At 61.0% G+C, this 23,304-nt stretch carries 22 protein-coding genes and 2 pseudogenes; 11 read left to right on the top strand and 13 right to left on the bottom strand.

Annotated elements, in window-relative coordinates:
- Positions 1 to 547 precede the first annotated feature (547 nt).
- The 4 genes and pseudogenes from IG197_RS33650 to mog all read left to right on the top strand — a co-directional run.
- Positions 548 to 1,090: an SCP2 sterol-binding domain-containing protein gene (locus IG197_RS33650; protein WP_192321696.1), complete on the top strand. Its 543-nt coding sequence runs from the start codon at positions 548 to 550 to the stop codon at positions 1,088 to 1,090.
- A 2-nt stretch (positions 1,091 to 1,092) separates the two neighbouring features.
- Complete coding sequence (locus IG197_RS33645; RefSeq protein WP_192321694.1) at positions 1,093 to 2,091, top strand: peptidase U32 family protein; 999 nt, start codon at positions 1,093 to 1,095, stop codon at positions 2,089 to 2,091.
- 5 nt (positions 2,092 to 2,096) lie between these two features.
- A complete protein-coding gene (locus tag IG197_RS33640; RefSeq protein ID WP_192321857.1) occupies positions 2,097 to 3,002 on the top strand; it encodes a U32 family peptidase in 906 nt (301 codons plus the stop codon).
- Positions 2,999 to 3,472 (top strand): annotated as a pseudogene (mog, locus tag IG197_RS33635) (molybdopterin adenylyltransferase); the annotation flags it as partial. The gene IG197_RS33640 and the pseudogene mog, both read left to right, overlap by 4 nt.
- On the opposite strand, the gene IG197_RS37025 reads toward mog, so the two are convergent.
- Both IG197_RS37025 and IG197_RS33625 read right to left on the bottom strand, forming a co-directional pair.
- Positions 3,444 to 4,289: a BRCT domain-containing protein gene (locus IG197_RS37025; RefSeq protein WP_192321690.1), complete on the bottom strand. Its 846-nt coding sequence runs from the start codon at positions 4,287 to 4,289 to the stop codon at positions 3,444 to 3,446. The pseudogene mog and the gene IG197_RS37025 overlap by 29 nt on opposite strands.
- A gap of 123 nt (positions 4,290 to 4,412) precedes the next feature.
- Positions 4,413 to 5,255: a GntR family transcriptional regulator gene (locus IG197_RS33625; protein WP_192321688.1), complete on the bottom strand. Its 843-nt coding sequence runs from the start codon at positions 5,253 to 5,255 to the stop codon at positions 4,413 to 4,415.
- A gap of 206 nt (positions 5,256 to 5,461) precedes the next feature.
- Here IG197_RS33625 and IG197_RS33620 point away from each other — a divergent pair, with 206 nt between their 5' ends.
- The 5 genes and pseudogenes from IG197_RS33620 to IG197_RS33605 all read left to right on the top strand — a co-directional run bounded on the left by IG197_RS33620 (position 5,462) and on the right by IG197_RS33605 (position 9,311).
- Positions 5,462 to 6,076 (top strand): YitT family protein, encoded by a 615-nt coding sequence (locus IG197_RS33620; protein WP_192321686.1) that lies wholly within the window; start codon positions 5,462 to 5,464, stop codon positions 6,074 to 6,076.
- A 608-nt stretch (positions 6,077 to 6,684) separates the two neighbouring features.
- Complete coding sequence (locus tag IG197_RS33615; RefSeq protein ID WP_192321684.1) at positions 6,685 to 6,975, top strand: hypothetical protein; 291 nt, start codon at positions 6,685 to 6,687, stop codon at positions 6,973 to 6,975.
- A gap of 159 nt (positions 6,976 to 7,134) precedes the next feature.
- Positions 7,135 to 7,665 carry a YcnI family protein gene (locus tag IG197_RS33610; RefSeq protein WP_192321682.1) on the top strand — a complete coding sequence of 177 codons (531 nt, stop codon included), beginning with the start codon at positions 7,135 to 7,137 and terminating at the stop codon, positions 7,663 to 7,665.
- A pseudogene (locus tag IG197_RS37020) lies at positions 7,665 to 8,042 on the top strand (copper resistance protein CopC); the annotation flags it as partial. The gene IG197_RS33610 and the pseudogene IG197_RS37020, both read left to right, overlap by 1 nt.
- An 81-nt stretch (positions 8,043 to 8,123) precedes the next feature.
- A complete protein-coding gene (locus IG197_RS33605; protein ID WP_246765548.1) occupies positions 8,124 to 9,311 on the top strand; it encodes a copper resistance D family protein in 1,188 nt (395 codons plus the stop codon).
- Between the two features lie 13 nt (positions 9,312 to 9,324).
- Here the strand turns inward: IG197_RS33605 and IG197_RS33600 are convergent, their stop codons facing one another.
- The 10 genes from IG197_RS33600 to IG197_RS33555 all read right to left on the bottom strand — a co-directional run bounded on the left by IG197_RS33600 (position 9,325) and on the right by IG197_RS33555 (position 20,605).
- The gene (locus IG197_RS33600; RefSeq protein ID WP_192321679.1) at positions 9,325 to 9,648 is read right to left on the bottom strand and encodes a metal-sulfur cluster assembly factor; all 324 of its coding nucleotides are present in this window, start codon (positions 9,646 to 9,648) and stop codon (positions 9,325 to 9,327) included.
- The gene (locus tag IG197_RS33595) at positions 9,645 to 10,166 is read right to left on the bottom strand and encodes a DUF2249 domain-containing protein (RefSeq protein WP_192321677.1); all 522 of its coding nucleotides are present in this window, start codon (positions 10,164 to 10,166) and stop codon (positions 9,645 to 9,647) included. The genes IG197_RS33600 and IG197_RS33595 overlap by 4 nt, the downstream gene beginning before the upstream one ends.
- A gap of 16 nt (positions 10,167 to 10,182) precedes the next feature.
- Positions 10,183 to 11,529: a hypothetical protein gene (locus IG197_RS33590; RefSeq protein ID WP_192321676.1), complete on the bottom strand. Its 1,347-nt coding sequence runs from the start codon at positions 11,527 to 11,529 to the stop codon at positions 10,183 to 10,185.
- Between the two features lie 177 nt (positions 11,530 to 11,706).
- The gene (locus tag IG197_RS33585) at positions 11,707 to 12,702 is read right to left on the bottom strand and encodes an FAD:protein FMN transferase (protein WP_192321674.1); all 996 of its coding nucleotides are present in this window, start codon (positions 12,700 to 12,702) and stop codon (positions 11,707 to 11,709) included.
- Between the two features lies 1 nt (position 12,703).
- Positions 12,704 to 13,216, bottom strand: coding sequence for a nitrous oxide reductase accessory protein NosL (locus tag IG197_RS33580; protein ID WP_192321672.1), 513 nt, complete (start codon positions 13,214 to 13,216; stop codon positions 12,704 to 12,706).
- Positions 13,213 to 14,040 carry an ABC transporter permease gene (locus tag IG197_RS33575; protein ID WP_192321670.1) on the bottom strand — a complete coding sequence of 276 codons (828 nt, stop codon included), beginning with the start codon at positions 14,038 to 14,040 and terminating at the stop codon, positions 13,213 to 13,215. The genes IG197_RS33580 and IG197_RS33575 overlap by 4 nt, the downstream gene beginning before the upstream one ends.
- Entirely contained in the window at positions 14,037 to 14,960 is a 924-nt protein-coding gene (locus tag IG197_RS33570) for an ABC transporter ATP-binding protein (protein ID WP_192321668.1), read from the bottom strand. Before IG197_RS33570 ends, IG197_RS33575 begins: the two co-directional genes overlap by 4 nt.
- Positions 14,957 to 16,300 (bottom strand): nitrous oxide reductase family maturation protein NosD, encoded by a 1,344-nt coding sequence (locus tag IG197_RS33565; protein WP_371746629.1) that lies wholly within the window; start codon positions 16,298 to 16,300, stop codon positions 14,957 to 14,959. Before IG197_RS33565 ends, IG197_RS33570 begins: the two co-directional genes overlap by 4 nt.
- Before the next feature lie 32 nt (positions 16,301 to 16,332).
- Positions 16,333 to 18,258, bottom strand: coding sequence for a TAT-dependent nitrous-oxide reductase (nosZ, locus tag IG197_RS33560; RefSeq protein ID WP_192321664.1), 1,926 nt, complete (start codon positions 18,256 to 18,258; stop codon positions 16,333 to 16,335).
- 19 nt (positions 18,259 to 18,277) lie between these two features.
- Positions 18,278 to 20,605: a 4Fe-4S binding protein gene (locus tag IG197_RS33555; RefSeq protein ID WP_371746623.1), complete on the bottom strand. Its 2,328-nt coding sequence runs from the start codon at positions 20,603 to 20,605 to the stop codon at positions 18,278 to 18,280.
- Positions 20,606 to 20,814: 209 nt separating this feature from the next.
- On the opposite strand from IG197_RS33555, the gene IG197_RS33550 reads away from it, so the two are divergent.
- Positions 20,815 to 21,657, top strand: coding sequence for a ferritin family protein (locus IG197_RS33550; protein ID WP_192321662.1), 843 nt, complete (start codon positions 20,815 to 20,817; stop codon positions 21,655 to 21,657).
- 328 nt (positions 21,658 to 21,985) lie between these two features.
- Here the strand turns inward: IG197_RS33550 and IG197_RS33545 are convergent, their stop codons facing one another.
- Positions 21,986 to 22,405, bottom strand: coding sequence for a universal stress protein (locus tag IG197_RS33545; RefSeq protein WP_192321660.1), 420 nt, complete (start codon positions 22,403 to 22,405; stop codon positions 21,986 to 21,988).
- Between the two features lie 366 nt (positions 22,406 to 22,771).
- Between IG197_RS33545 and IG197_RS33540 the strand changes: the two genes are divergently transcribed.
- Positions 22,772 to 23,215 carry a pseudoazurin gene (locus IG197_RS33540; RefSeq protein ID WP_192321853.1) on the top strand — a complete coding sequence of 148 codons (444 nt, stop codon included), beginning with the start codon at positions 22,772 to 22,774 and terminating at the stop codon, positions 23,213 to 23,215.
- Positions 23,216 to 23,304 lie beyond the last annotated feature (89 nt).

The following is a 23,304-nucleotide window of genomic DNA, read 5'->3' as shown; positions in this document are numbered from 1 at the left end:
TTGACCTTCCACAAACATCCAGCGACGCTCTTTGCGTTGGAACAAAGCGCGCCAAGTCGAGGGACGGTATCCATGCCTTCCCGAAATGGAGCATGGTTGCAAATTATGCACATAGGAGCGCACTGCACACGACTGTTGGGAGCGGCAATTGCCACGCTGCGGTCGACCAGCTGTCGAGGAGACCTTCAGGGGGAGCGACTGCGTCTTGCGAATGCACGGCTCGATCGGACAGGCGTTAGGGACTTCGATCGCGCCGAACTGCTCCTCGCCTTGCAGAACCCTATGGCCGCCTCCGACCTCATTTCGGCTGCCGTCGCGGGAATTGGCCTCGAACCCCCCTTCATGCCGAGGGACGAGCCGAATGTCCGCGGATTAGCTCCAGACTGCATCGAAGACGGATTCCTTGCGCGTCCTCGCTTCGGTGATTTCTAAGCTCGCTCGAACTCGTAAGAGAGAAATCTGCTTGTTCTTTGAGCTTGCACAAACTGCGCCATCGCTTTCGACCTTAAGACCGCCAGCCAAGCAGAGTCACTGAGGGAGAACAGCATTGGCCGACGAACTAAGGGACGGCTCCTTGCCGCTCGCGCGGATACTGTTCCCCAAAGCCGGCGCTATGCCGCTCGGGATCCTACTTACGCGGGCCCTCCGCGACCTTGCCAGAAGGCAGCCGAACCTCTTCGACCGCCTAGGCGAGCATAAGTCCGCGTGCTTCTTCGTCGACCCGACCGATCTCTCTTTTGCCTTCCTCGTTGTGCCGGACGGTGTGAGTTCGGTTGTCCGTGTCGTCAGCAAGTCGGAGACGTCGTCCGCAGCCGTTTCTATCAGTGGCCCCATCTTGGTGCTGTTGGGTCTGCTCGATGGCAGCCTTGATGGCGACGCTCTCTTCTTCAGGCGAATCGTCTCGATCGGGGGCCGTACTGAAGCTGTTCTGGCGCTTCGAAATGCCATCGACGATGCCGAATTGCGGCCAGCGGACCTGCTGGGTCTGCAAGGCGCGCTGGGGCGCCTGGCGGACAATGCCATACTCGGCAGCCTTCGCGCCGCCAGGCGCCTTGCGTGTCGGGGATTGGACCAAAGGGAGGGTTCCTGACTATGAGCAATCAGCCAATGGAGTTGATCTGTCCAGCGGGCACGCCAGCCACCTTGCGTGCCGCAGTCGTCGCAGGCGCCGATGCCGTGTACTGCGGGTTCCGCAACGAGACCAATGCACGGAATTTTCCCGGCCTGAACTTCTCGACAGCCGAGTTGGCGGAAGGCGTGCGGTTTGCCAAGGGTCACGGGAAAAAGGTACTCGTCGCGATAAACACATTCGCTCAGCCTGGCCGCGTGGACCAATGGCGCAAGGCCGTGGACGAGGCTGCCCAATGCGGAGCGGACGCAGTGATCGCGGCGGATTTGGCTGTCCTCGACCATGCCGCGAATAACCACCCGGGGCTACGCCTTCACCTCTCCGTGCAGGCTTCCGCGTCGACGCCGGAGGCCGTGAAATTCTATGTCGACGCGTTCCGTGTCCGGCGCGTTGTCCTTCCGCGAGTGCTTTCAGTCCAAGAGATAGCCGCGCTCAATCGCATGATCGACGTGGAAACCGAGGCGTTCGTGTTCGGAGGCCTTTGCGTCATGATCGAAGGCCGTTGCTACCTGTCTTCCTACGCCACCGGAAAGTCCCCCAATCTGAGCGGCGTCTGTTCGCCGCCAGAAGACGTCACCTACGAGGATGACACCGAGGGAACCGTGGCACGGCTCGCCGGCTTCACCATTGATCGCTATGCGCAGAGCCAGCCGACCGGATATCCAACCCTGTGCAAGGGCCGCTTCACAGCCGGCGGCAAAACATCCTACCTGTTCGAAGACCCGGTCAGCCTGAACGCCGGCGGAGTGCTCGCGGGGCTGAAAGCGGCCGGAGTCACAGCCCTTAAGATCGAGGGGCGCCAGCGCGGCAAAGCATACGTCACCGAAGTGGTCCGCGCTTTCCGGAGGGCCGTCGACGCGGTCGAAGCAGGCGGCGATGCGGCCGAGATCGACCGGATTCTGGCGGGCATGTCCGAGGGAGGACGCCAGACCGAAGGCGCCTACAAGAAGACTTGGAGATGAGCGCTATGCCAAGAATTGCATTGACCCTTGGCCCGGTCTTCTTCCACTGGCCGGCTGATCGGTTGGCTGATTTCTACAGGCGCATCGCGGATCAGGCCGCCATCGACAGGGTGCACATCGGTGAAGTCGTCTGCGGAAAGAGAATGCCGTTCTCCGACTCGATATGGCCCGAAATAATTGAACGGCTCGAACGTGGCGGCAAGGAGGTCGTGCTCTCCACGCTTGCCGCACCTGCCACGGTCCGGGAGCGCAGGGCCGTAAATGAGTGGTGCAACGAGGGGCGGCTTGTCGAAATCAACGACGTGACGGCCATCCCAGCCCGCTCCGGACAGGCGTTCGTGATTGGGCCGTTCGTGAATGTGTACAACGAATCCACGGCCCGGTTTTTCGCCGCGCGCGGGGCACGCACCATTTGTCCCCCGGTCGAGCTTTCTTTGGAAGCCATTGGCAGCATTGCCCGCGACTGCTCCGACGTCGATCTTGAGATTTTCGCATTCGGCAGACTGCCACTGGCCCTTTCTGGTCGCTGCTACCACGCAAGGCTGAACAATCTTCACAAGGACTCCTGCCAGTTTACGTGCGAGCAAGACCCTGACGGCCTTGCGGTCGACACGATCGACGGACAGGAATTTCTCGCCGTCAACGGCGTGCAGACGCTCTCCAATCAGGTGCAGGCTTTCTGTCCTGAACCGGAGGACTTGAGGGCGCATGGTATCCGGCGCTTGCGCCTGTCTCCCCACACTGCCGACATGGTTGCTGTCGCCGAAGCCTATCGCGGCCTGCTCGACGGCGCCCAAACGCCGACCTCAACGAGATTTGCCTTGTCGTGCCTCGATCTGCCGGGAGGGATGGTAGACGGCTACCTCAGTGGGAAACCGGGCTTCCACTTGGGAGACCGGAGCACCCAATGACGGTGAATCCAGGACATGGCTTTGCGCGGATCGCGGTTTTAACAGTCTCCGACCGGGCGAGCGGCGGCCAGTATGAAGACTTGAGCGGACCCGCCGTAGAGCAGTGGCTGCGGCGTGCCGTGGCACAACCATGTGATTTCGTCCGGCGTATCGTTCCGGACGGGGTGGAAAGCGTCAGGAACGCGCTTCTCCAATTGTGCGACAAGGACGATGTTGACCTGATCCTGACAACTGGTGGCACGGGCCCTGCACCGCGCGACCTGACAGTGGAGGCTACCCACCAGGTCTTGACGAAAGAGCTGCCCGGCTTCGGTGAATTGATGCGACGGGTAAGTCTGGAACAAGTGCCAACCGCCATCTTGTCGCGTCAAACGGCGGGAGTTCGCGGGCGTTCCCTGATCATTAACCTGCCGGGCAAGCCTGCCTCGATCGGAATCTGCCTTACCGCCGTGTTTCCGGCCGTCCCCTACTCGCCTCAATGATTTTCGTTCCTTGGTGGCTGTGCAGCCAGTCTCGCGAGGCGATAGCGGCGACGATCAGGTAATCCGTGCTCCGGGACACGCTCTTGGAGACGAACCCTCCCCTGCTGGCGATCCAGCTCTCGATGACCTTGCGCGGCGCCATGCTGAATGCCCCGGTCACCACGAATCCTGCGTTCTCGAACACAAGCGTGGCCGGGTCCCTGAGTACTCCGTCAATTGATGGAGTGTTTCCATAAGTTGGCAACCCGGTGTCGGCGCAACTGTCGCCGACCAGCCGGGCAATCCACTCGCTGATGTCCTCTTCTTCCTCGGCCGAAAGGTGCCTGTCGGAGATCGCTTCGGCGGCGACTTTCCTCAAGCCCGATATCCTGGGGTCGTCCACGAGCTCGGTATCCTGGTCGATCATGCCAATCAGCTTCTCGACCTCTTTGACCTTGAGACGGCCGTCGCAGGCTATGCCCGCGCAGAAGCCGAAGAAGCGGTTGCAGCGGTCCTTCGCTTCAGGCTCGTGGTTGAAAGACCTCGAGCGGTAGTCGACGATCCCGGAGATCACAGCGTAGATTTCGCCGTGATAATCGGCGTAAGCCGTATCCAGATCCTGGATGAGATCAGCGGCATCGTCGTCTCCGAAAAGGCAGAGCAGTTGCGCGGCTTCGGCTCGAATGGATTCGATTTCCAGGTTCTCGATCGACTCGCTGGCCAAAACACCTTCAAGGAACCCGAGCCAATAGGCTTCGGCCTTGCGCCGATTGCGTCTAGCATTGATATGTCCCAGCGAAAAGCCGCCGTACTTTAGTTCCGCCATTTGTGCGCTCCCCCAACAGCCGTATCTGAGTATTAGTTGCGCTTCTCTCGGCGCGCAACTTCTGATGAACTTGAATCGAGGTATCGGGGGGAAGATGCCTGATGAATACTAAGCAGTCACAAGTCACGGACTGGGCCGAAGTGATCCGACACGCTCAGTCAGGACCGTCGGTACCAACAGGCTCCCGGTCTGCCATTCCGCAAGGCACGTCCGTGCATTGCTTGCGCGCAGCTCATGCGGACGTTCGACATATCCGCCCCGGATAGACGCCATGCGATGCCGCTCTATCATCATGGCAGCCTGGCGGAACTGGCCCTTTGCCAGACGGTCCACCAGCTTCCCGTTTCGCTCCGCCAGCACCCGATGATCGGCATCGGGACCAGCCAAGGATCTGACAAGCTCCATTCTGCGAAGAAGCCGCGCGTGAATGGATTTCGCAACCGGATTTCCGGTCAAGTCGATGAGCAGAGACTGAAAATCCTGGTCGCATGACGACTGGCCATTGGCCGATTGCGCCGAGCGCTGCCCTTCGGCAATTCGGAGCTTGATCTCGGACCATTCGGTGTCGCCCAGATGCCTGATAAGATGAGCAGCCGCCGCTTGTTCGATCATGACCAAGGATTCGCAGATTTCCAACGCCTCATCGAAGTCGGGTTGAGAAACGAAGGCGCCGCGGTGACGTTCAACCACAACGAGCCCTTCGCTTCCGAGCAGGATAATGGCCTGGCGAACGACCGTTCGGCTGATACCAAAAATGTCCGCCAGCGCCTGTTCGCAGAGCTTCGTGCCCGGCTTCAGCGAATGGTCCAGGATGGCATTAGTGATGGCCGAGGCAACTTTGCGTGCCCTACTTGCTGGCTTCTGACCGGGGGTATCGGCCGATGTTTCTCGTACGGATCGTCTCGACCCTGCTCGTGTCGCTGTTCCGTACTGGCATGTCTGCATGGGCGCCACGGTTGTTTCCATGGCGACACGAGGCCACAGAAAATAGCCAAGTACTTTGCGCTATGGCAAAGAGCCCCCTAGCGGAGATCATGCCTCTCACTTCCAGTGCTGTTTGCGCCAGCACAACGAACCGTTCCCGCCAACATGATTTGCCTACTTCGATGGGCGGTTACCGTGCCTCCGGTTCTGGGAAACGGTGAAATCGACAGAGCCGGGGTACGAAGCCAATGGACGAAGGAGCCGAACCGCACAAACTTTACGAAGATGCGCTGGCGATGATCCTGGGCACGCTGTTTGTCGCATTGGGCATGCTGATCTACGGCAAGACCATGCTGCTAGTCGGCGGAATGGCAGGCATGGCGCTGCTTCTCCAGTACGTCACCCACACGGGCTTCTGGCTCATCTTTTTCGTCATCAACGTACCCTTCTATGCGCTGTCGCTCAGGCGCATGGGCTGGCGATTTACGCTGCGAACTTTCGTGGCCGTGCTGCTTGTGTCCATGTTCTCACGCCTTACGACATCATGGGTCGACTTCTCCCTCCTCGATCCGGTGTACGCCACGGTTATCGGAAGCGCGCTGTCCGGAACCGGACTTCTCATGCTGTTCCGCCACAGAACCGGACTGGGCGGGGTCAACATCCTGGCGCTCTTTCTTCAGGAGACATGGGGTGTGAGGGCTGGCTATGTGCAATTGGCCATCGATCTGGCGATTCTAGCGGCAGCATGTTTTGTGCTCACGACGGCCCATCTTGCGCTCTCGGTCCTCGGCGCCACGATCGTCAATATGATCTTGGCTATCAATCACAAACCTGGCCGATACCGCGGCGTGTCAGCTGCGTGATGTGCGGCCCAATTCCACTGCCACTTTGACCGGGGACAAATTCCGGGACCGGGAGAGCGGCTATATCAGCGGCATGTTCGATCGATGGCCAGGTGCCACTCGAAGATCCGGAAGGAAAACGGCTGTGAAGCATCGGGGCAGAAATACGAGCTGGAGGGTCGCTATAGCCGCGGCCTGCATGCTCGTTCTGCAGTCGATAGGCAGCGCGTTCGCGATCGGCTCCGCTGGGGCGCATCCTCAGTTCGACACGTTCGGCAACCCCATTTGCGTCACAACCGATGGCGGAATTCACTCGGGCGGCCCAAACGGAAAGAACTCGCGGCAGCCGGATTGCTGTACCATCGGCTGCAGCATGTCGGCACAGCCGACGGGTATGCCAATGGACAGTGGTTGGGCTTTAGTTACGCCCTATGCCTGCGCTCCCATGGTTGTCCGGCCGTGGCAGTCGGGTCCAGCGTCGCTGTCGACCGACGGTGCCGTTCATCCGCGCGCGCCCCCGTTGCGGGCCTGATTGCCGCGATCAATCCTCTCCGATTTGCGATGTCGCCTCCACGCCTGACACCTTGGCGTGGCCATGGATCTGCGTGTTCGTGTCCGAGGAGACGCCCATGAACAAGCCATTCCGTTCCATCAAGATGGTCAACCCTCGAACTTCGCTGTTCCGTAGCTTGGAAGAGCGGATCGGCATTGTCGGCTTTGCCGCCGCGTTGATTTTCGCGATGGCGCAATCGCTTTGCGTGTCCGAGGGCCGAGGGATCGGCTCCAATCGTTGGGAAGCGGCAATCATTACCGCAAAGAGCGTCGACAACGACGACGCCACCCCGTCGCTGACAAGTCTGCGAAACACGCAATCTTTCGTAGAGGCGATGGCCAAAGGGGCTGGCGGGCACCGCAACTGAGGCGCGGCAATCGAGCCGGCCTCCCTCAGTACTTCGTGCGACCAACCCATGCGGACCGAGGCGGATGCTCCTCTGACGTCTGCCGCCCGCACGACACCCAAACGTCACAACACGTCTATTGAAACCCGGCCGGAAAAGCCGGCAATCTGGAGAAAACCCATGTTGAAGCAAATACTGGTCGCAGCTGCAATGGCAGCAATTGGCGCAAGCAATGCCCTTGCTCACGTGAGCCTTGAAACCAAGGAGGCCGCTGTGGGATCGACGTACAAAGCCGTGCTGCGCGTGCCACACGGTTGCGAAGGAAAGCCAACGAATGTCGTGCGCGTTAAGATCCCGGAGGGGGTCATTGCGGTCAAGCCGATGCCGAAGGCCGGCTGGACGCTGGAGAAGGTGAAGGGTTCCTACGCAAAGTCCTATGACCTTCACGGGACAGCGACCAGCGAAGGAATCAAGGAAGTCGTCTGGACAGGCGGTAGCCTGGCCGACGACGAGTACGATGAATTCACCCTGAGGGCGTTCCTCACAACGGACCTCGCGGCTGGCGAGCAGCTCTATCTCCCTGTCGTCCAGGAGTGCCCTGAGGGCGCCGCTGAACGCTGGATCGAGATTCCTGCGGTAGGGCAGAAAGCCGACGACCTTGAGCGTCCGGCTCCCGCCATTAAGCTGCTGCACGAAGTCGGCGGGCATTGATGACGCTAGCGAGGCGCGCCCCGCGCGCCTCGCTTCGTCGGGAAACCGATCATGACCCGATATGCTCACTCAGCGCTTGGAATGCCATATCACGCGGCCAGCTTCGCTCCCTGATGCTGGCCGTCTTAATCGGGTTCATGTCCGCAGTTCCTGCATTCGCTCACGCGACCCTAGTCGGGACGAGCCCATCCGACGGCGCGCTGATCGAGCGGCCGCCCGAGCACCTGACATTGAGGTTCAGCGAACCAGTCTCGCCGCTCTTGCTGAACCTCATCAAGCCAGATCGCACTTCGCTCGCGCTCGCAGACTTAGAGGTTACTGACCGAAGCTTGAAAATCTTCCTTCCGTCATCGCTCCTTGACGGCACCTACGTCTTGTCGTGGCGTGTCGTCTCGTCCGACGGGCACCCGATAGGCGGCTCCGTTGTCTTTTCGGTAGGCATTCCAAGCACTGGCTCAATGCCCAATTTCGAAGGCAGTGGCCGTTCCGTCCGTATATCAATCTGGATCGGGAAGGTGGCGATGTACCTTGGTCTGTTTCTCGGTGCTGGAGGTGCATTCGCATTGTCGTGGATCACGAGAGGCGATCCGTCGGGCCGCATCCCTGTCGTTCTGCTGGTAGCCTTCGGCATTGCGGGTTGCGGGCTATCCGTTGGCTCACAGGGCCTCGATGTCCTCGGCGTCCCGATGTTCCGCTTGCTGGAGGCGGATACGTGGCATGCGGCGATGAACACGTCATTTGGGCCGACAATCATCGTCGCGGTCATTGTTTTGGCCCTGGCCCTAGGCAGCGTCCTATCAATCGCACTGCAGGCACGGCTGCTATCACTCGCTGCGTTAGTTGGCGTAGGAATTGCACTTGCTCAAAGCGGCCACGCCGCATCGGCGGAGCCCCGATGGCTCATGCGATCGATGGTGTTCACGCATGGTGCCGGCATCGCGTACTGGACGGGCGCGCTCATGCCGCTCGGGCTTGTGCTGGCCCGTCGTCGCCCGGACGCAGCCAACTCGCTCCTGCGGTTCTCAAGGACAATCCCATACCTTGTTGCAGCCATTCTCGTGTCCGGCATCGTCCTGGCAAGCGTGCAGCTTGAGCAACTTGGAGCACTGGTCACCACCGCCTATGGGCGCGTGCTCCTGCTCAAGATGTCGTTGCTTACTGCCCTCTTTGGCTTGGCCATCCTAAATCGCTGGAAACTGACTGTACCGCCAGCCACGAGCCAACTGGTACGGTCCATTGCGGCAGAAACGCTCCTTGTCGTCCTGGTCTTTGCCGTGGCTGCCTTCTGGCGCTTTACGCCGCCACCACGAACACTATCGATGGCCGCCGCGGAAATTGCGACGGTGCACGTCCATACAGCGACGGCCATGGCCGATGTCACGGTATCGCCCGGCCATGCGGGTCCAGTCAGCGCGTCGATCGCTCTTTCGGCCGGCTTGGTCGAACCGAAGCAAGTCGAGTTCGTTGCCACACTTGCCGACGCTGGCATCGAACCGATGCGCCGCCGGGCGCGAAGGTGCGAGGATAGGTGGTGCGTAGACGGGCTGGTCTTGCCCGTTCCGGGAACGTGGGTCGTGCGGGTCGAAGTGCTGATCTCGGAGTTCGAGCTCGAAAAGCTCGAAGGGAGCATCGAGATAAAGCCTTAGGCCGCCGCGGTCGTTAGCCTGCAATGCCGAGTCGGCTCATTGTGCCGGCGCTCATCATGGACGGGCTCCACTCCGGATCGTAGGTCAGAGACACTTCGACAGATCCAATGCCGGAGACGCTTTTCGCGCTGTCTCGAGCACCGTCCTTGAGGTAGGCGGCGGCCGGACAACCGCGCGTGGTGGTCGTCATCACGATGTAAGCCGCCCCTCCTTCGTGGACCGCCACGTAATAGACGAGGCCCAGATCGACGATATTGTCACCGAGCTCCGGATCTATCACCATACGAAGCGCCTGCTTCACCCGGTCGGCAAGCGCGTCGGTCGCTTCCACCGTCATCCGACCTGCTCCTTCGCGTTGATTCTAACGAGCAGACGATAGGTCGTGCCGCCGGAATCGATGCCTCCCTTCCAACGGTGCCCCCTCTTCTCCAACTCGGGAAACAGAAAGACTGGTTCGCGCCCGAGCAGGGCCAACAGGACCTCTCCTGTCGCCATTTGTTCAACCTCGGCCAGGATGCGTACCATCGGCTCTGGCGGCTCCAGGTCCCGATTGTCCAAGTGACGAACTGGCTCCGGCCACGTCTCCGACGACACCTCTTCGGCTGAACCTGCCGGCCCGAGTTCGCCAGACGGCCGGAAAAGGACCTCCCAGTCCCCGTGGCCAATCTCTGTTGCTTCATAGTCGAACCCTCTTGAAGCAAGCACCTGCAACAGCGGAATGGGCTTGAAGGGCGCGAATAGCCTAAGACCAACACCGGGTCCAAGCGAGGCAACAGTCTCCATTATCTTGCCGAACGGTTCATCGCCTGCCGCGAGCAGCGGCCGTACATCGAGCTCTACGAATGTCGTGTTCATGAATGTCAACCTTCTCTCATTGTGCCGCCGACCAGAGCATTGGCGGCCTGGGAACGCCTGCTGGCAATCCGGCTTCGGGCACATCAGCCAAAAGCCTGACGCGCACGAGCTCGCCTACAATGCCAACGGTCGCGACGAGCATGACCGCCGCAGCCGCTTGAAATGCCCCAGGGTACCCAAATACAAGCGCCGCAGCGCCCAACCATACCGCAATAAAGTACAGCAGAAACCACTTCCCGGCTCGTGGCTCAACGACCAGATCCTGCACGCGAGGCGTCGGCATCTTGCCCAGAACGGGGCCGTAGCATTCGAGCCACGTCAGAAATGCTACGATCTTGTAAAGCTTTGCCAGCCCCAGTCCTGAAAGCCAGCCGAATGCGAAAAGAAAAGCAATCGGAGCTGAATACCTCTGCATCTCCGACAGGAGCGTGGCGATCACGGCGAGCAGGACCGCGGCCGCCAAGGAAACGAAGGCAAGGGTGGCCATGCGAGCGTTCAATTCGATTGTTCGACGCTTGCGCGCACGATAGACGTGCAGAATATCCCGACCGTAGAACGCCATGGCACCCAGGCCCAGGGCACCGGCTGCGAGTAGCACCAGATCGCGACTCCCGCCAAGCCAGACCGCAACGACGGCTCCAGGCACGACAATCAGGAGGGCGCATGTCCCGAGAAAAAACGCCGCGCGGCTGCCGCGCCTGTCGAGCTCGGGCGCCAGCATGAACATGGCCAGCAACTTGTAGCTCACACCCATCGCGCAGAATCCAAGCCAGCCTCCAAGTCCTGCTATGGCGTGGATGGGAATGCCCTCCGAAGCGAGTTCGACAAGATGCTCCTCGTCCGCAATGCCTCCCCGCACGAGGGCGAACGTAACGCCTAAGGCCGCAGTCAGGGCGAGGCTTGCCAGGCCGACAACCACGAAGCGTGCTGGGATGGGCAATGGGCGGCCTTTCAACAGCGTGACAAGCAGGTTCCCTAGCACCAGCGCAAATCCCACCGACAGAAGCGGGCTCGCAGCAGCGAGGAACGACGGCGTCGCTGCGATTCTCCCCTCCAGCGCCAGGAAACCGAGCAGGAGAGCCACCAAGCCTGACACCAAACAAACGAGAGCCGGCAAGGGCGCAGCGTCGCTGTAAAGGGGACGAGCTATCAGCACAGGCACGAACTGAAATAGCGCCCCGCACATCAGAAGGCTCAACCACCCGAGCACCGCCAGATGCACGACCACAAGCGTCTGCGGCGATTCTACTGGAACGTGGGGGAAGCCGTAACCGACAGCCATCAGCGCCTGCGCCAGGAGTAATGCCAACAGGGCGGCGGCGAAATACGACATTGTCCACCGCGACAGGGATGCGCCGATCATTGAGCTCCTCTCAGGCTCGGGCCGCTGCCCGACGCGGCCACGTCATAAGCGTCCTCACGAGCCCCGAAGGGCTTTCCGCGCGACCTCCACAACAGCGGTTAACCTCCCGCGATGTCGCCGCAAGCTCTGATACGCATCTCGGGCACTGGGCGAGCCCGTTCTCAAACACCCTCTCCGTCATGTTTGCATCACCAGTTCCGGACCGCCGATTGGCGCAATGCGCACGTCCATCCTTCCAACTTTCTTAGCAACGGCAGCGATGGAGGCTGAGTCCATCAGGCTGAAAGCCGTTGATAGGGCATCTGCGTCGCCGGCTTCCGCGGCGACCACCGTCAGGCTCCTGTAGCGATGAGCCGGCAGGCCAGTGCGCGGGTCCAGGAGATGGTTGAAGCGGCCACTGCTGTCGAAATGGAACCCAGAGGCACTCGTCGTCGCTACCGCTCGGTCGACGATATCCAAGACCGTGAGTTGGCGGCCCGCGTCATCCGGGTCGGCGATCGCAACCCGCCAGCCGTTGCCGTCCGGGCGCATGCCGACGGCACGGCACTCGCCCATGTCCACGAGGCAGGAACCTATGCCTCCAGCCCGAAGTAGCGCCACTACGCGGTCTGTGATGTAGCCTTGGGCAATGCCATTGAGGGTTAGCGCCATGCCCGCGGGGAGCTCAACGCGGTCGCGGCTAAAAACGACGCGGTCAAATCCGATCTTGCTGCGCGCATCCCCGAGAACGCGGGCCGATGGCCCCGCCGCATCGGCATCGGGCGAAGAGAAGTGTCTTTGGTAGGCTGACCAGAGCGGCTGGATCGTAGGATCGAAAGCGCCGTCGCTCAACGTCCAATGGCTGCGGCATTTGGCAAGCAGGTCGACCATTTCCGCAGGCGGAGCTACCAGCGAGTGATGCCGATTCAGCGAAACCAGGATCGAATCCTCACGATAGAGGCTGAAGATGCGTTCGAGGCGCCGGACTTCTGCCGCGACCTGTTCCACCAACGCCTGCGCATGCGCCAGGTCGTGGTGGTGAATTCTCAATTCAGCTGGCGCACCCAGCGCCTGTCCGCGCCAGTCCACGGCGCTGGCGGGGGGTGTGACAGCGGAACCGAACGGCAGCAGGCTCAAGCCGGAAGCGGCGGCCAGTATCCCGATTGCGCGACGGCGGTTCATGAACGTCGCCATGTCATCCCCCCGCCTGGCTTTTGCCTAGCACGTATTCAGGTGGAATCCTGGCGAAATCCACGACCTCTCCGCCGTGCATCGACACGAAGACCCGGGCTGCAGTTTCAGACGAAAAAGGAATTGTTTCTTCGGCACCCATGCCGCCCTGTTTGGAGCTGCGGATGACGAAGAATGCCTTTCTGGCGTCGATCCAGTTCTCAGGGCCCGGCTCTTCCCATGTCGGAGCTGCAGCCATGTCGGAGACGAAGACGGCAGCGACGTTCTTGGGCTCTTCTGGCAGCATGGTGAATGCCACGGCATCGCGTGCAGACGAGAACCAGATCGGTTCAGGTATACTTCCCAGCAGGATCTGTCCCTTGGGTCCTGGGTGCTCCAACACGTTCATGCCGCAATAGTGGCCGATCGCGCTTTCCGTCAGCGCGAAAGGCTGCGGCGTGCCCGCCTCTTCTTCGGCACGGCAGCCTGTCAGAAACAGGACTGCCGCAAACATGCTGACAATAGCGGCGAGTCTCATAGCTCTCTCCTTGAAAACACGACCGTGGCCATCGCCAACGGGATGATCGTCCACCCGGCCAGGGCCGCGACCAAAAGGGCGGGCGTGAGAGCGCTGCTCTGTGCAATGCCACCCATCCCTGACAGCAATCCTGCGCTGCCGGATCCGAGATTCAGCAGGCGGTAGACATCGGTTGGATTGAGCAGGAGCAGCGTATCCAACAGACCGCCACTCAAGTTGCGGCCTTGATCCACAACCAGCACCCCCAGCAGCCCCATGTCGTAGATGAGGACAAAAAGCAGCCAGGCGCCGATCGCTATTCCCCCGGCTGTCCCGCGCTCCCGCACCAGCGCGCTCACCAGGTAGCCGATCGCGATGAACCCAGCGCCAAGCATTACCGAGGCGCCTATCATGGACAGGAACGCCCACCAGCTTGCTGCGTCGATGGCCGCGCCAGTTGCCGCCAGCGCCGCGGCGGCCGCGCCATAGCCGAGAAGGGTAGCGAACGACAGTATCGCCACATGCCCGAGAAACTTTCCGAAAATCACCTGCCAGCGGCCAACCGGATAGCTCAACAGCAGCAGCATGGTGCCCCGTTCCATCTCGCCGACGATGGCATCATGGGAAATCAAGAGCGCGATTAGCGGTACGAGGAAGATGGTCAGGCTGGACAGGCTGACGATGACCACGTCAAGTGCGCCGACGGCGACAATGCCAGTCGGCGCGCTGCCGAGGAACGTCAATGTCAGCGCGAGCGCGGCCAACAACAGCGTTGTCGCCAGGACCCATCGGTTGCGAAGGGCCTCCTGCACCTCTTTCCGGGCAAGGATCAGGATGTTTTTCATGGCAATGCGTCCTGCGTGCTCAAGAAATGCGCGTAGAGCTCGTCAAGCGTCGGCGGGATCACGTCGAGATCGGCAACGGGCGCGCCTTCTGCGGCAGCTCTGCGCAGGAGCTGAATCTTGTCTTCCGGGGCCGCGTCGATTTCCAGCATGTGGCCGTTGACCCGTTGCCACCTGCCCGTGTCGCTGATCCAGCGCTCGACCGTCGCGGGTTCGCTGTCCGCAAGCTTCAAACGGATACGCGTGGGCAGCCGCGCGATATGGCGCAGTTCTTCTATCGTGCCGTCCGCGATCTTGATGCCGCGGTTGACGATGATTACGCGGTCTGCCTTTCCTTCCAGTTCCGTGAGGGCGTGCGACGACAACAGGACGGTGGTTCCTTTGGATTTCAGCTCATCGATGATTGCGTAGAAACTGCGCCGCAGCGACGGATCGAGCCCCGTCGTCGGCTCGTCGAGCAGCAGGACTTGCGGACTCCCGAGGAGCGCCTGCGCCAACCCCAGCCGCTGGCGCATGCCCTTGGAGTAGGTCCCCACCCTTCGGTCCATCGCCGCACTCAGCCCCACCCGATCCAGCAGTTCCGGGACCTGGCAGAGCGCCGCGCGCTTGAGCCGAGCGTAAAACGCCAGCGTCTCGCGCCCTGTTAGCGCCATGTTGAAGGAAACGTTCTCCGGCAGGTAACCCAAGCTCTTGCGCGCGGCAAATTCGCCAGCCGCCGGGTTTTCCCCCAAGACGCGGACGTTGCCGGCGCTCGGCCGGATCAGGCCCAGCATAAGCTTGATGAGGGTCGTTTTGCCGGCGCCGTTGTGCCCCACCAGCGCTATGGTCTCGCCTGCGTTCAACGAGAGCGACACAGATTTCACGGCCTCGTGGCGGCCATAGGACTTCGCTACGCGTTCAACACTCACGGTTCCGCTGTTCATCGCGCTGCTCCCTGCAGTTCTGGAGGCGCCATCAGCGGTCGGCTATCCACCACGCCGCCCGGAAGCAGCGCCGGAAACTGCGCCTGAGCCCATCGGATGACTTGAACCGCCGGGCTGTTGACGAGAACTTTGGCCTGGGGAGCCGTCCACAGGACCTTGTCGATCAAATCGTTGGGACGATAGAGAGCGTCGCCGACACCGTCGGAGTCGAGGTCGAAGGCCGGATTGTCGCTCCAGTAGTTGCCGCGTCCGTCAACCTGCCAGTCGAGATCCCGGGTTCCGACATATTTCACCTGGTTGCGGTTCCTGACGAAGGCATTGCCGGACATGGTGTTGCCTTCGGACCCGGCCGTGAAATGGATGCCGATCTCGCAGCCCTCGAACCAGTTCTCGCGGAAGACGTTCTTGTTGGCGTTGTAGATGAAGACGCATTTCTCCGGGCCGATGCGCATGGCGGAAGGCAACGACGCTGCGGCGGCAGCGGCCGGCAGGCCATGCTCGCTGGTCTGTTGTCCAGCCGTCCTCCATCGTTCCTCCGATTGGGGACGTCCACGCACGACGTTGCTCGATATCTGCGAGCCGTTGGCGTAGTTGAGCAGCAGGCCTCGGTCTCGATCGCCGTCCGACAGATTGTTGGTGACCTTGAGCCTGCTGGAATACATGATCGCGTAGCCGACGGCGTTATCGAGCGAGACGTTCCCGCTGATCTCGCTGTCGTTGGTGTACATGTAGTGGATCGCGAAACGCACGCTACGGAAACGGTTGCCGCTGAAGACGTTTCGCTTGCTTGTCACCGAGAATATGCCGTCGCGGCCAAAGCTGATGTCATTGTCGATGACCTTGGCCCCGGGCGCGTTCCATACCGACACCCCATTCCCGGCCTCGTTCGTGCGGCCATCGCGCATCCCGACGATACGGTTGCCCTTGGCGACCGCGTCTGGGGAACCGTGGAGATAGATTCCGTAGAGATTGCCTACGATCGTGTTGCGCTCGACGATGGCCGCCCTCGCCGTCTTGGTGACGAACACTCCGGCATCCATCGCTTCCATGTCCGTGCCCGAACCTCTTATCTCGAGATCGCGCACCGCCGAATTCGGCGCCCGCAAGGTCACGACGCTGCCGTGTCCGCTTCCCATCAAGACAGCCCCGGGAGCGCCCTCCAGCGTCACCGCCTTCCGGATCTCGATCGGTCCCTTGTGCTGGCCACTCAAGAGCGTCACGACGTCGCCCGGCGACGCCGCATCGACAATGGCCTGCACCTTTCCGTTCCCCGCCGGGACAACGATTCTGGCCGACCAGGCAGGGCCAGAGAGGACGGCGACAATCGCCGCCGCCCCCATCGCTGTGAATGCTCCCGAACGGGTCATGGCCGTCAAGCGCCCTGCGGCTCGACGAACATGCGGCCCTTCATCTCCATGTGCATGGCATGGCAGAACCACGAACAGTAATACCAGTACACGCCTGGTTGGCTCGCGGTGAAGGTGACCGACGCGGTCGCCTGCGGCGCGACCTCCATATTGATGCCGTAGTTGATGATGCTGAACCCGTGGGTCAGATCCTCCACTTCGTCGATGTTGGTTACGTAGACCGTGACCTCGTCGCCCTGCTTTACCGAGAAGGTCTCGAGGCTGAACGCCGGCGCCGCCGACGTCATGTAGACGCGGACCTTGTTGCCGTCGCGAATGACTTCCGCGGCCGACATCAGGTCGATGCCGTCGGCCTTCGCCTGTTTGACCGCGTCGGCGAAGAATGGATCTTCCCGGTTCCAGACATGGACGGGATTGACCTTGGAGCGGTGCACCAGGGTTGCGTCGTGCGGTTCCGCGAAGGTCGGGTTGTCATGCACCAGGACCATCTGGTCGCCGGAGATGTCGATGAGCTGGTCGTTCTCCGGCTTCAGCGGCCCGACGTTGAGGTAGCGGTCCTTTGAGAACTTGTTCAGCGAAATCAGCCACTTGCCATCAGCTTCTTTGGTCTGCCCCATCGAAGTATGGTTGTGGCCAGGCTGGTAGTGGACGTCGAGCTTCTGGCGGATGGGGTCGACCGCCTCCCCCTTGAAGGCCCGCTTGGCATCGTCGAGGTTCCACTTGCAGATCTGACTGTCGATGAAGAGCGTCGTGTAGGCGTTGCCCTTGCCGTCGTAGGCAGTGTGCAACGGCCCGAGTCCGAGTTCTGGCTCGGCAACGACGGTGTCACGGGGCTGAATCTTGTCGTCGAACAGCTCATCGAACTTGCGCACGTCGAAGACCGTCACGGTCGGCGACAGCTTTCCGTTGGCCACGACATGGATTCCGTCGGGCGCGGTATTGATGCCATGTGGGCTGTTCGGGACAGGAACATAGCGCGTGTAGGGCGAGCCCTTGCGGCCGTCGATCACCGGAACGCCGTTGATCTCTTTATAGTCGCCCTTGGCGACGGCATCCTCGATGCGCTTGAGATTGAAGATGACGACCCAGTCCTGCTCCTTCTCCATCATCTCGGCGAGGTTCACGCCCTCTTCCGAGTTGTAGCAGGTGGCGAAGCAGTACTTGCCCTGATAGTCCGCGTCGACGTTGTCGAGGTTGCCGTCGACCATCACCTGCCAGGCAACCTTCATCGTCTCGCCGTCAACGGCGGTGAAGATCGCGTGATACTGCTTGTGGTCGTCCAGCACCTTGCCGTCATTGGGGATCGGCACCCGGTCCTCGCCGTTGCAGAAGACGTATCCGGTCTTCGGATATTTCTGCACGCGAAGGCCATGCACGGTGTGCTGGTTCGGCAGCTGGATGATCTTGTCGCATTTCATCACGTCGAGACGAATGCGGCAGACGCGGGTGTTGGCCTTGTCGTTGGCGAAAAGATAACGCCCGTCGTAGGTCCCGTCCGTGAAGGAGGGGTGAGGATGGTGTAGGTCGCCATTGAGGTAGATCCCGCCCTTGTCCTTCAGGAACTCCTTCGTGTTGGGAAGCAGTCCTTCAGTCAGCACCTTGCGGCTCTCGTTCGTCTGGCCCCACCCGGTGGCGCTGCAGCGGTTGAAGACCGGAATGCGCATCATTTCGCGCATCGAGGGCGCGCCAACGATACGGACCTCGCCCGACTGGCCACTGGAAAAGAAGACGTAATATTCGTCGAGTTCCCCGGGCTTCACCTCATAACTTCCGCCTTCGCCGCTCGGCGCGGCAGAAGAGGACTGAGCGGCGGCGGGCGATACGGCTCCGCCTGCCAGCGTCAGAGCCCCGCTCACGGCGGTCGCGCCCGCAGCCACGCTAGTGCCCAGCAGCTGTCGCCTATTCAGTCTGTTGATTCGCTCGTCTGACATTTGAGCCTCCTTTTTTCGCTCATGGCTGTTTCGTCGGCTCGGCTTTCCCCGGCGCTGGGGGAATTGGAGCGCCGCGATGGGTGATTACAGGCTTTGCAGGTCCGCGATCGTTGTCGCCGCGCAAGGAAGGCGACGAAAGCGCCTGGAACTTTTCGCGCTTCAGCCGCACCTGGATCATGTGCGGGCAGCGATGGTCGTCGTGGTAGAGTTCCTGGCAATGCATGCAGTAAATGCATTCGTTGACGTTGATCTGGCCTTCCGGATGAATCGCCTGCACCGGGCATTCCTTGGCACAGCGCTGGCACGGCGAGCCGCAATCCGGGTAGCGTTTGAGCCATTCGAACATCCTGATCCGGCCAGGGATGGCGAGCGCTGCGCCCAGCGGGCAGAGGTAACGGCAGTAGAACCGCTCAACAAAAAGACCGAGCGACAGGATCGTGAGCGCAAAGATCACGAACGGCCATTCCCGCGCGAATTTGAGGATGATGGCGGTCTTGAACGGTTCGACCTCCGCGAACATTTCTGCCAGCGCGACGGAGTAGAAAGAGAGCCCGAACAGCCCGAGGAAGATGATGTATTTGATAGGCCAGAGCCGCTCGTGCAGCCCGAAAGGCACCTTCACTTGAGGCACTTTCAGCCATTGGGCAAGATTGTTGGTTAGCTCCTGCAGGGCGCCGAAGGGACAAAGCCAGCCGCAGAACGGCCCCCGCCCCCAAAACAGCAGGCCTGCCGCGACCGACGCCCACAGGACGAAAACGAGGGGGGCGGAAAGAAAGAACTCCCAATTGAAGTCGGTGATCAGCGAGTTCGTGAAAGTCAGCACATTGACCACGGACAGCTGCGCATTGGCGTACCAGCCGAGCCAGACGAGCGTGAATAACAGAAAGCCGCGACGCACCCAGCCAAAAAGCTTCGGCCGCCGGACGAGCCAGTCCTGGAAAAAGAAAATGGCGGTAAGGACTAGAAGCCCGAACACCGTGATGCCGATAGACACCGTGTTCATCTTCCACATCCTGACCCAGAGCGGCTCTTCGTCCTGAAAAGTTCCGGCGCTGGCATCGGGCTCGGCCGCGGGCGCTGCGGCGGTTGAAGGCTGCGGCTGAACCAGCGGCGACGATGCCGGCAGCTCGTTCAGCGTCAGGTATTGGTCCGGCAGCGTGTAGCCGAGGTTGAAGGGCAACGTCGCCTTCTCGCGTGCGCCAAAGCTGCGCTGCACCAGCAACTGCAGTTCCCAAGGCTCGGTCAGGTCCAGCGAAAACTCCGGCGGCACGGCAAACAATGCGATCTCTCGCAGCCGCGGCGCGCCGGCCGCGGCCAGATCGCCGAGGCGGGAGTGATTGCGGTCGCGGAAGCGCACTCCTTGTCCATCCTGGAGGAGCTCGATCCTGTCAAAAATGCCTCCCCGCACGTAGCCGGATCCCTTGAAGGAATAGAGCCCGTCCCCGGCAACGACGATCGCCTGCTGGCCGGGCTTTAGCATCGACTGGATCCGCTCGAACCCGCTCTGGCCGAGCAGGCTGAGGCCTATCGACGGCACGCTGACCGGGGCGACGTAAAGTTCGATGAAACGCTCGCCTGGAGTGTTCGATTCAGGCCTTGCGGCCGCCTGCGCCAAACCAGCCTGCTTGAAGGCGTCGGTAACTTCGCCCACCGACAGCTGGAGTTTTCGGACTGAGCCGTCCCCGACAAGCGTCTGCCAATCGTGGACTTCGCTTTTGGACAGGTCGAGCTTCGTCGTGGCGGCGTGAGCGGGAGCGGAAGCCAGTCCTGTTTCCCCCAATCGGTTGCTCCGGATCAGCTTAACCGCGGACCGCACAATGCTGTCGCCCATCACGAGCACGGTAACCGTTGCGCCGCTGACGATGTCCACTTGAGGTGGGCGTTCAGCGCCCGCCGCTACGCGCCCCATGTCCTTGCCTATGAGCGCGTTCAGCGCGGCGACCACCTTTTTCTCGGGGATGCCGATGAGGACGATGGGTTCCTTGTGGTCAACGAGCTTGAACCCGCGGACAACGCCCTGCTTGTCTATGCCGACCAGGATGTGGATCGGTTTGCCGGAGTAGCCGACCGCGCTGGTGAAATCCGAATTGAGGTAGACGTACCCCAGGATGTCGTTGCCCCGGTAGACGGGGGCGAGCGGCGGCTCTCCCGCAAGTTCGCCAAATCGTTCGGCGCCCTGGAAAAACTCGCCGGGCTGCGCCTTGGGCAGGAATTCGGCGACCCGACTCGCGGCTGAAGCGTCAGCCAAGTGTCCAAAAAGGACGCAGGCGATTGAAACAAATGCCAAGGCGGCCAGTAAGATTCTGGAGGCCGTTTTTTTGGCTTCGAAGAGAAATGCGCTTGTCACGATCGAGTTCCGGTTCGGCCTCGCGATATCGCCAAGGCGCGTCTTTTGCCCGCCGGGTGGTTGCCCACGCGACGAGGCTGCAACCGCATGCAGGTCGCTGGCCCTGGAGCGATAAAGACGGCTTAAGCCCGCGCGTCTTTGATCCAGCGCAAACTGAAGGTCAGCATCCCGTTCTAGGGTGCTCCGACATTCGCACTGGGAGGAAGTCTATGTCGGTCCTGAAATGGGAGCCCTATGTGTCCGTCAATACGATGGACGAGCTGCTCGCCCTCGCCTACGCGATGGAGCAGGAGGCCGCCTCGGGCTATTCGGAACTGTCTTCCAGGATGCGGAAGGAAGGCCGGCCTGATCTTGCCGGCGTATTTGACAGACTGGCCACGGAGGAAAGGCAACACGTCGACAACGTCACGAACTGGTCTCATCAGGTCAGCGGAAAGCAGCCAGACCAATCACAGATCAGCTGGCAGGTATCCGACGTTTTCGACGATGAGGGGGCGGGAACCATCGCACCCGAACTGCTGAACGGCTACCGGGCGTTCTCGATGGCGGTGCGCAACGAAGAACGCGCCTTTGTCTTCTGGACCTACATGGCCGCACGGGCACCGACAAATGAGTTGCGGGAGGCAGCGGAAACGATGGCGAGGGAGGAACTGGGGCACGTGGCCACGTTGCGCCGGGAGCGAAGGCTGGCGTTTCACAAGCAGCGGACCGCTTCCAGAAGGACGGATTTCGCATGGGACGAGATGGAGCTTCGGCTTTCCGAACAGCTTGAAGTCGCGGCTGCCCGCGGAACTGACGTCGAGGGGGCGCGGCTGCGGGAACTGGCGCGCCAAGCGCGGATGCGCGCGGATAGCCTGGCGAGATCGCCGCTTGGCCGTTCCCCCCTGCTGCAAAACACGCCAAGCGGCAGGCCGCTGGGGATGGCGGCACTTTGCGAGCTGCTCCTGGACTGCTATCTCGACTTCGGAGAGCGGCTTCCGACTGAATTGGAGCGCAATCGCGCCCAGAAGTTCGCCGCTGCTGCGGTTCACTGCCTGACCGCAATTCGCTGACAGGACCAAAAATGGACAAATGTGAGAAAGAGACCCTCGATGCGGTCGACCGTTATCTCGACCTCATCTGTCCACCGAATGTGATTTCTGTCGTTGCGGCCGTTGCTGACATAACGGCCCAACTCCCGGCCAGCGGGATAGATGAATCCCAACTGCGACGGCTGATTGTTGCCCGCGCCGGATGTCGGAACTTGGCGACAAATGAATAGCATTTGGTTGGACGCGTCTCCTCAGAGAGGCGCTTGCTATCGTTCGGCGCTCCGTGCAATGGCAGACCGCGCTGACGCTTGGCGTCGGCGCGGTACGGGCACGCTTGGGTAGCACGGCTCTACCGTACGACAAGCACCGGAATCTTGGAGAGGTGGACAACTTCCGCGGTCTGGCTTCCGAGCAAAAGCCTGCTCACACCGCGTCGTCCGTGCGACGCCATGACGATGAGGTTGCATCCTCGATCTTGTGCCGTTTTGACGATCGCTTCCGCAGGCGATGCATGTGACGCCAGCACTACTTCGATGGTCACGCCCATCTTTGCGGCCGCTTCTTTTGCCAAATTCAAGGCGGCATCAGCATGATGTTGCTGTGCTTCAGTCCATGATCCGATCGTAGCGGGGCTGTGTAGTGGGTAGGGCTCTGCCACCGTTATCACTGTCGCTTTGCTGCCAAGGCTCTTCGCTAACGTCAGGCCGTGGTCGACACCTTTCTGTGCAAGGTCCGAGCCATCCGTGGTTATGAGAATGTTCGTGTACAAAACTACCTCCACTGCTCTGGTTTCGTGGCTAACGTGCCTACTGCACTGTGTACCCCAAGAAGAAAAAATAGATTGATCTGTGTCAATCGCTTTGCGGAAGTCTAGCTTGTTACGCTCTGGGAGAAAGACGGATTGTGCCGCGCAAACCACCCTCAGCGAATCCCTTTCGCGAATTCCCCTCCGAGGCAGCCAAACCTCCCACAAACATCGAACTTCAAGCCGTCTTCGGACAGGTTAGCCCTTCCCGAGCTCGCGCCACGTCCGAGTTTTCTTGCCGAATTTGCGCAATCGCAAATTCCCTCGACGGCAATGGGAGTAGTGAGAGGCAACTGCTGACGCAGCCATAAATCGCTAGAAAGGCATATGATGAAATTCCTCCTCCACCTCACCACTGCCGTTTCGCTCCTCGTGTTCGCCGGCGGCGCCAATGCCGCAGAACACGTGGTCCAAATGCTCAACAAGGGCGAAAAGGGCGCAATGGTCTTTCAGCCGAACTTCGTCCAGGCAGCGCCCGGCGACACCGTCAAGTTCGTTCCGACCGACAAGTCGCACAACGCCGAGTCCATCAAGGGCATGATTCCCGAAGGCGCCGCCGATTTCAAAGGCAAGATGAACGAGGAGATCACGGTGACCCTCGACAAGGAAGGCGTCTACGGGGTCAAGTGCACTCCCCACTACGGGATGGGCATGGTCGCCCTCGTGGTTGTCGGCCAGCCAGTCAACGCCGAGGCCGCCAAGGCCGTCAAGCAGACCGGGAAAGCCAAGGCAGCGTTTGCCGAACTCTTCGGCCAGGCGATAGCCGCCAAGTAGTTCACGCTCTCCTCCTGGCCTCGAATGCCCTCGCTGAGGCCGACCGGGCGGACATTTCTTGACCGCCCGGTTCTTTTTTGAAAGTCGCA

Origin of the sequence: Aminobacter sp. SR38 (genome assembly GCF_014843375.1) — a bacterium.
Lineage (GTDB): Bacteria > Pseudomonadota > Alphaproteobacteria > Rhizobiales > Rhizobiaceae > Aminobacter > Aminobacter ciceronei.
This window is presented reverse-complemented; position numbering and strand designations above follow the sequence as displayed.

Bases quoted from the DNA above. Each gene is read 5' to 3' on its own strand.
- IG197_RS33645 (WP_192321694.1), top strand. From the start codon at position 1,093: ATGAGCAATCAGCCAATGGAGTTGATCTGTCCAGCGGGCACGCCAGCC.
- IG197_RS33640 (WP_192321857.1), top strand. From the start codon at position 2,097: ATGCCAAGAATTGCATTGACCCTTGGCCCGGTCTTCTTCCACTGGCCG.
- IG197_RS37025 (WP_192321690.1), bottom strand. From the start codon at position 4,289: ATGGCGGAACTAAAGTACGGCGGCTTTTCGCTGGGACATATCAATGCT.
- IG197_RS33625 (WP_192321688.1), bottom strand. From the start codon at position 5,255: ATGGAAACAACCGTGGCGCCCATGCAGACATGCCAGTACGGAACAGCG.
- IG197_RS33620 (WP_192321686.1), top strand. From the start codon at position 5,462: ATGGACGAAGGAGCCGAACCGCACAAACTTTACGAAGATGCGCTGGCG.
- IG197_RS33615 (WP_192321684.1), top strand. From the start codon at position 6,685: ATGAACAAGCCATTCCGTTCCATCAAGATGGTCAACCCTCGAACTTCG.
- IG197_RS33610 (WP_192321682.1), top strand. From the start codon at position 7,135: ATGTTGAAGCAAATACTGGTCGCAGCTGCAATGGCAGCAATTGGCGCA.
- IG197_RS33605 (WP_246765548.1), top strand. From the start codon at position 8,124: ATGCCCAATTTCGAAGGCAGTGGCCGTTCCGTCCGTATATCAATCTGG.
- IG197_RS33600 (WP_192321679.1), bottom strand. From the start codon at position 9,648: ATGACGGTGGAAGCGACCGACGCGCTTGCCGACCGGGTGAAGCAGGCG.
- IG197_RS33595 (WP_192321677.1), bottom strand. From the start codon at position 10,166: ATGAACACGACATTCGTAGAGCTCGATGTACGGCCGCTGCTCGCGGCA.
- IG197_RS33590 (WP_192321676.1), bottom strand. From the start codon at position 11,529: ATGATCGGCGCATCCCTGTCGCGGTGGACAATGTCGTATTTCGCCGCC.
- IG197_RS33585 (WP_192321674.1), bottom strand. From the start codon at position 12,702: ATGGCGACGTTCATGAACCGCCGTCGCGCAATCGGGATACTGGCCGCC.
- IG197_RS33580 (WP_192321672.1), bottom strand. From the start codon at position 13,216: ATGAGACTCGCCGCTATTGTCAGCATGTTTGCGGCAGTCCTGTTTCTG.
- IG197_RS33575 (WP_192321670.1), bottom strand. From the start codon at position 14,040: ATGAAAAACATCCTGATCCTTGCCCGGAAAGAGGTGCAGGAGGCCCTT.
- IG197_RS33570 (WP_192321668.1), bottom strand. From the start codon at position 14,960: ATGAACAGCGGAACCGTGAGTGTTGAACGCGTAGCGAAGTCCTATGGC.
- IG197_RS33565 (WP_371746629.1), bottom strand. From the start codon at position 16,300: ATGGGGGCGGCGGCGATTGTCGCCGTCCTCTCTGGCCCTGCCTGGTCG.
- nosZ (WP_192321664.1), bottom strand. From the start codon at position 18,258: ATGTCAGACGAGCGAATCAACAGACTGAATAGGCGACAGCTGCTGGGC.
- IG197_RS33550 (WP_192321662.1), top strand. From the start codon at position 20,815: ATGTCGGTCCTGAAATGGGAGCCCTATGTGTCCGTCAATACGATGGAC.
- IG197_RS33540 (WP_192321853.1), top strand. From the start codon at position 22,772: ATGAAATTCCTCCTCCACCTCACCACTGCCGTTTCGCTCCTCGTGTTC.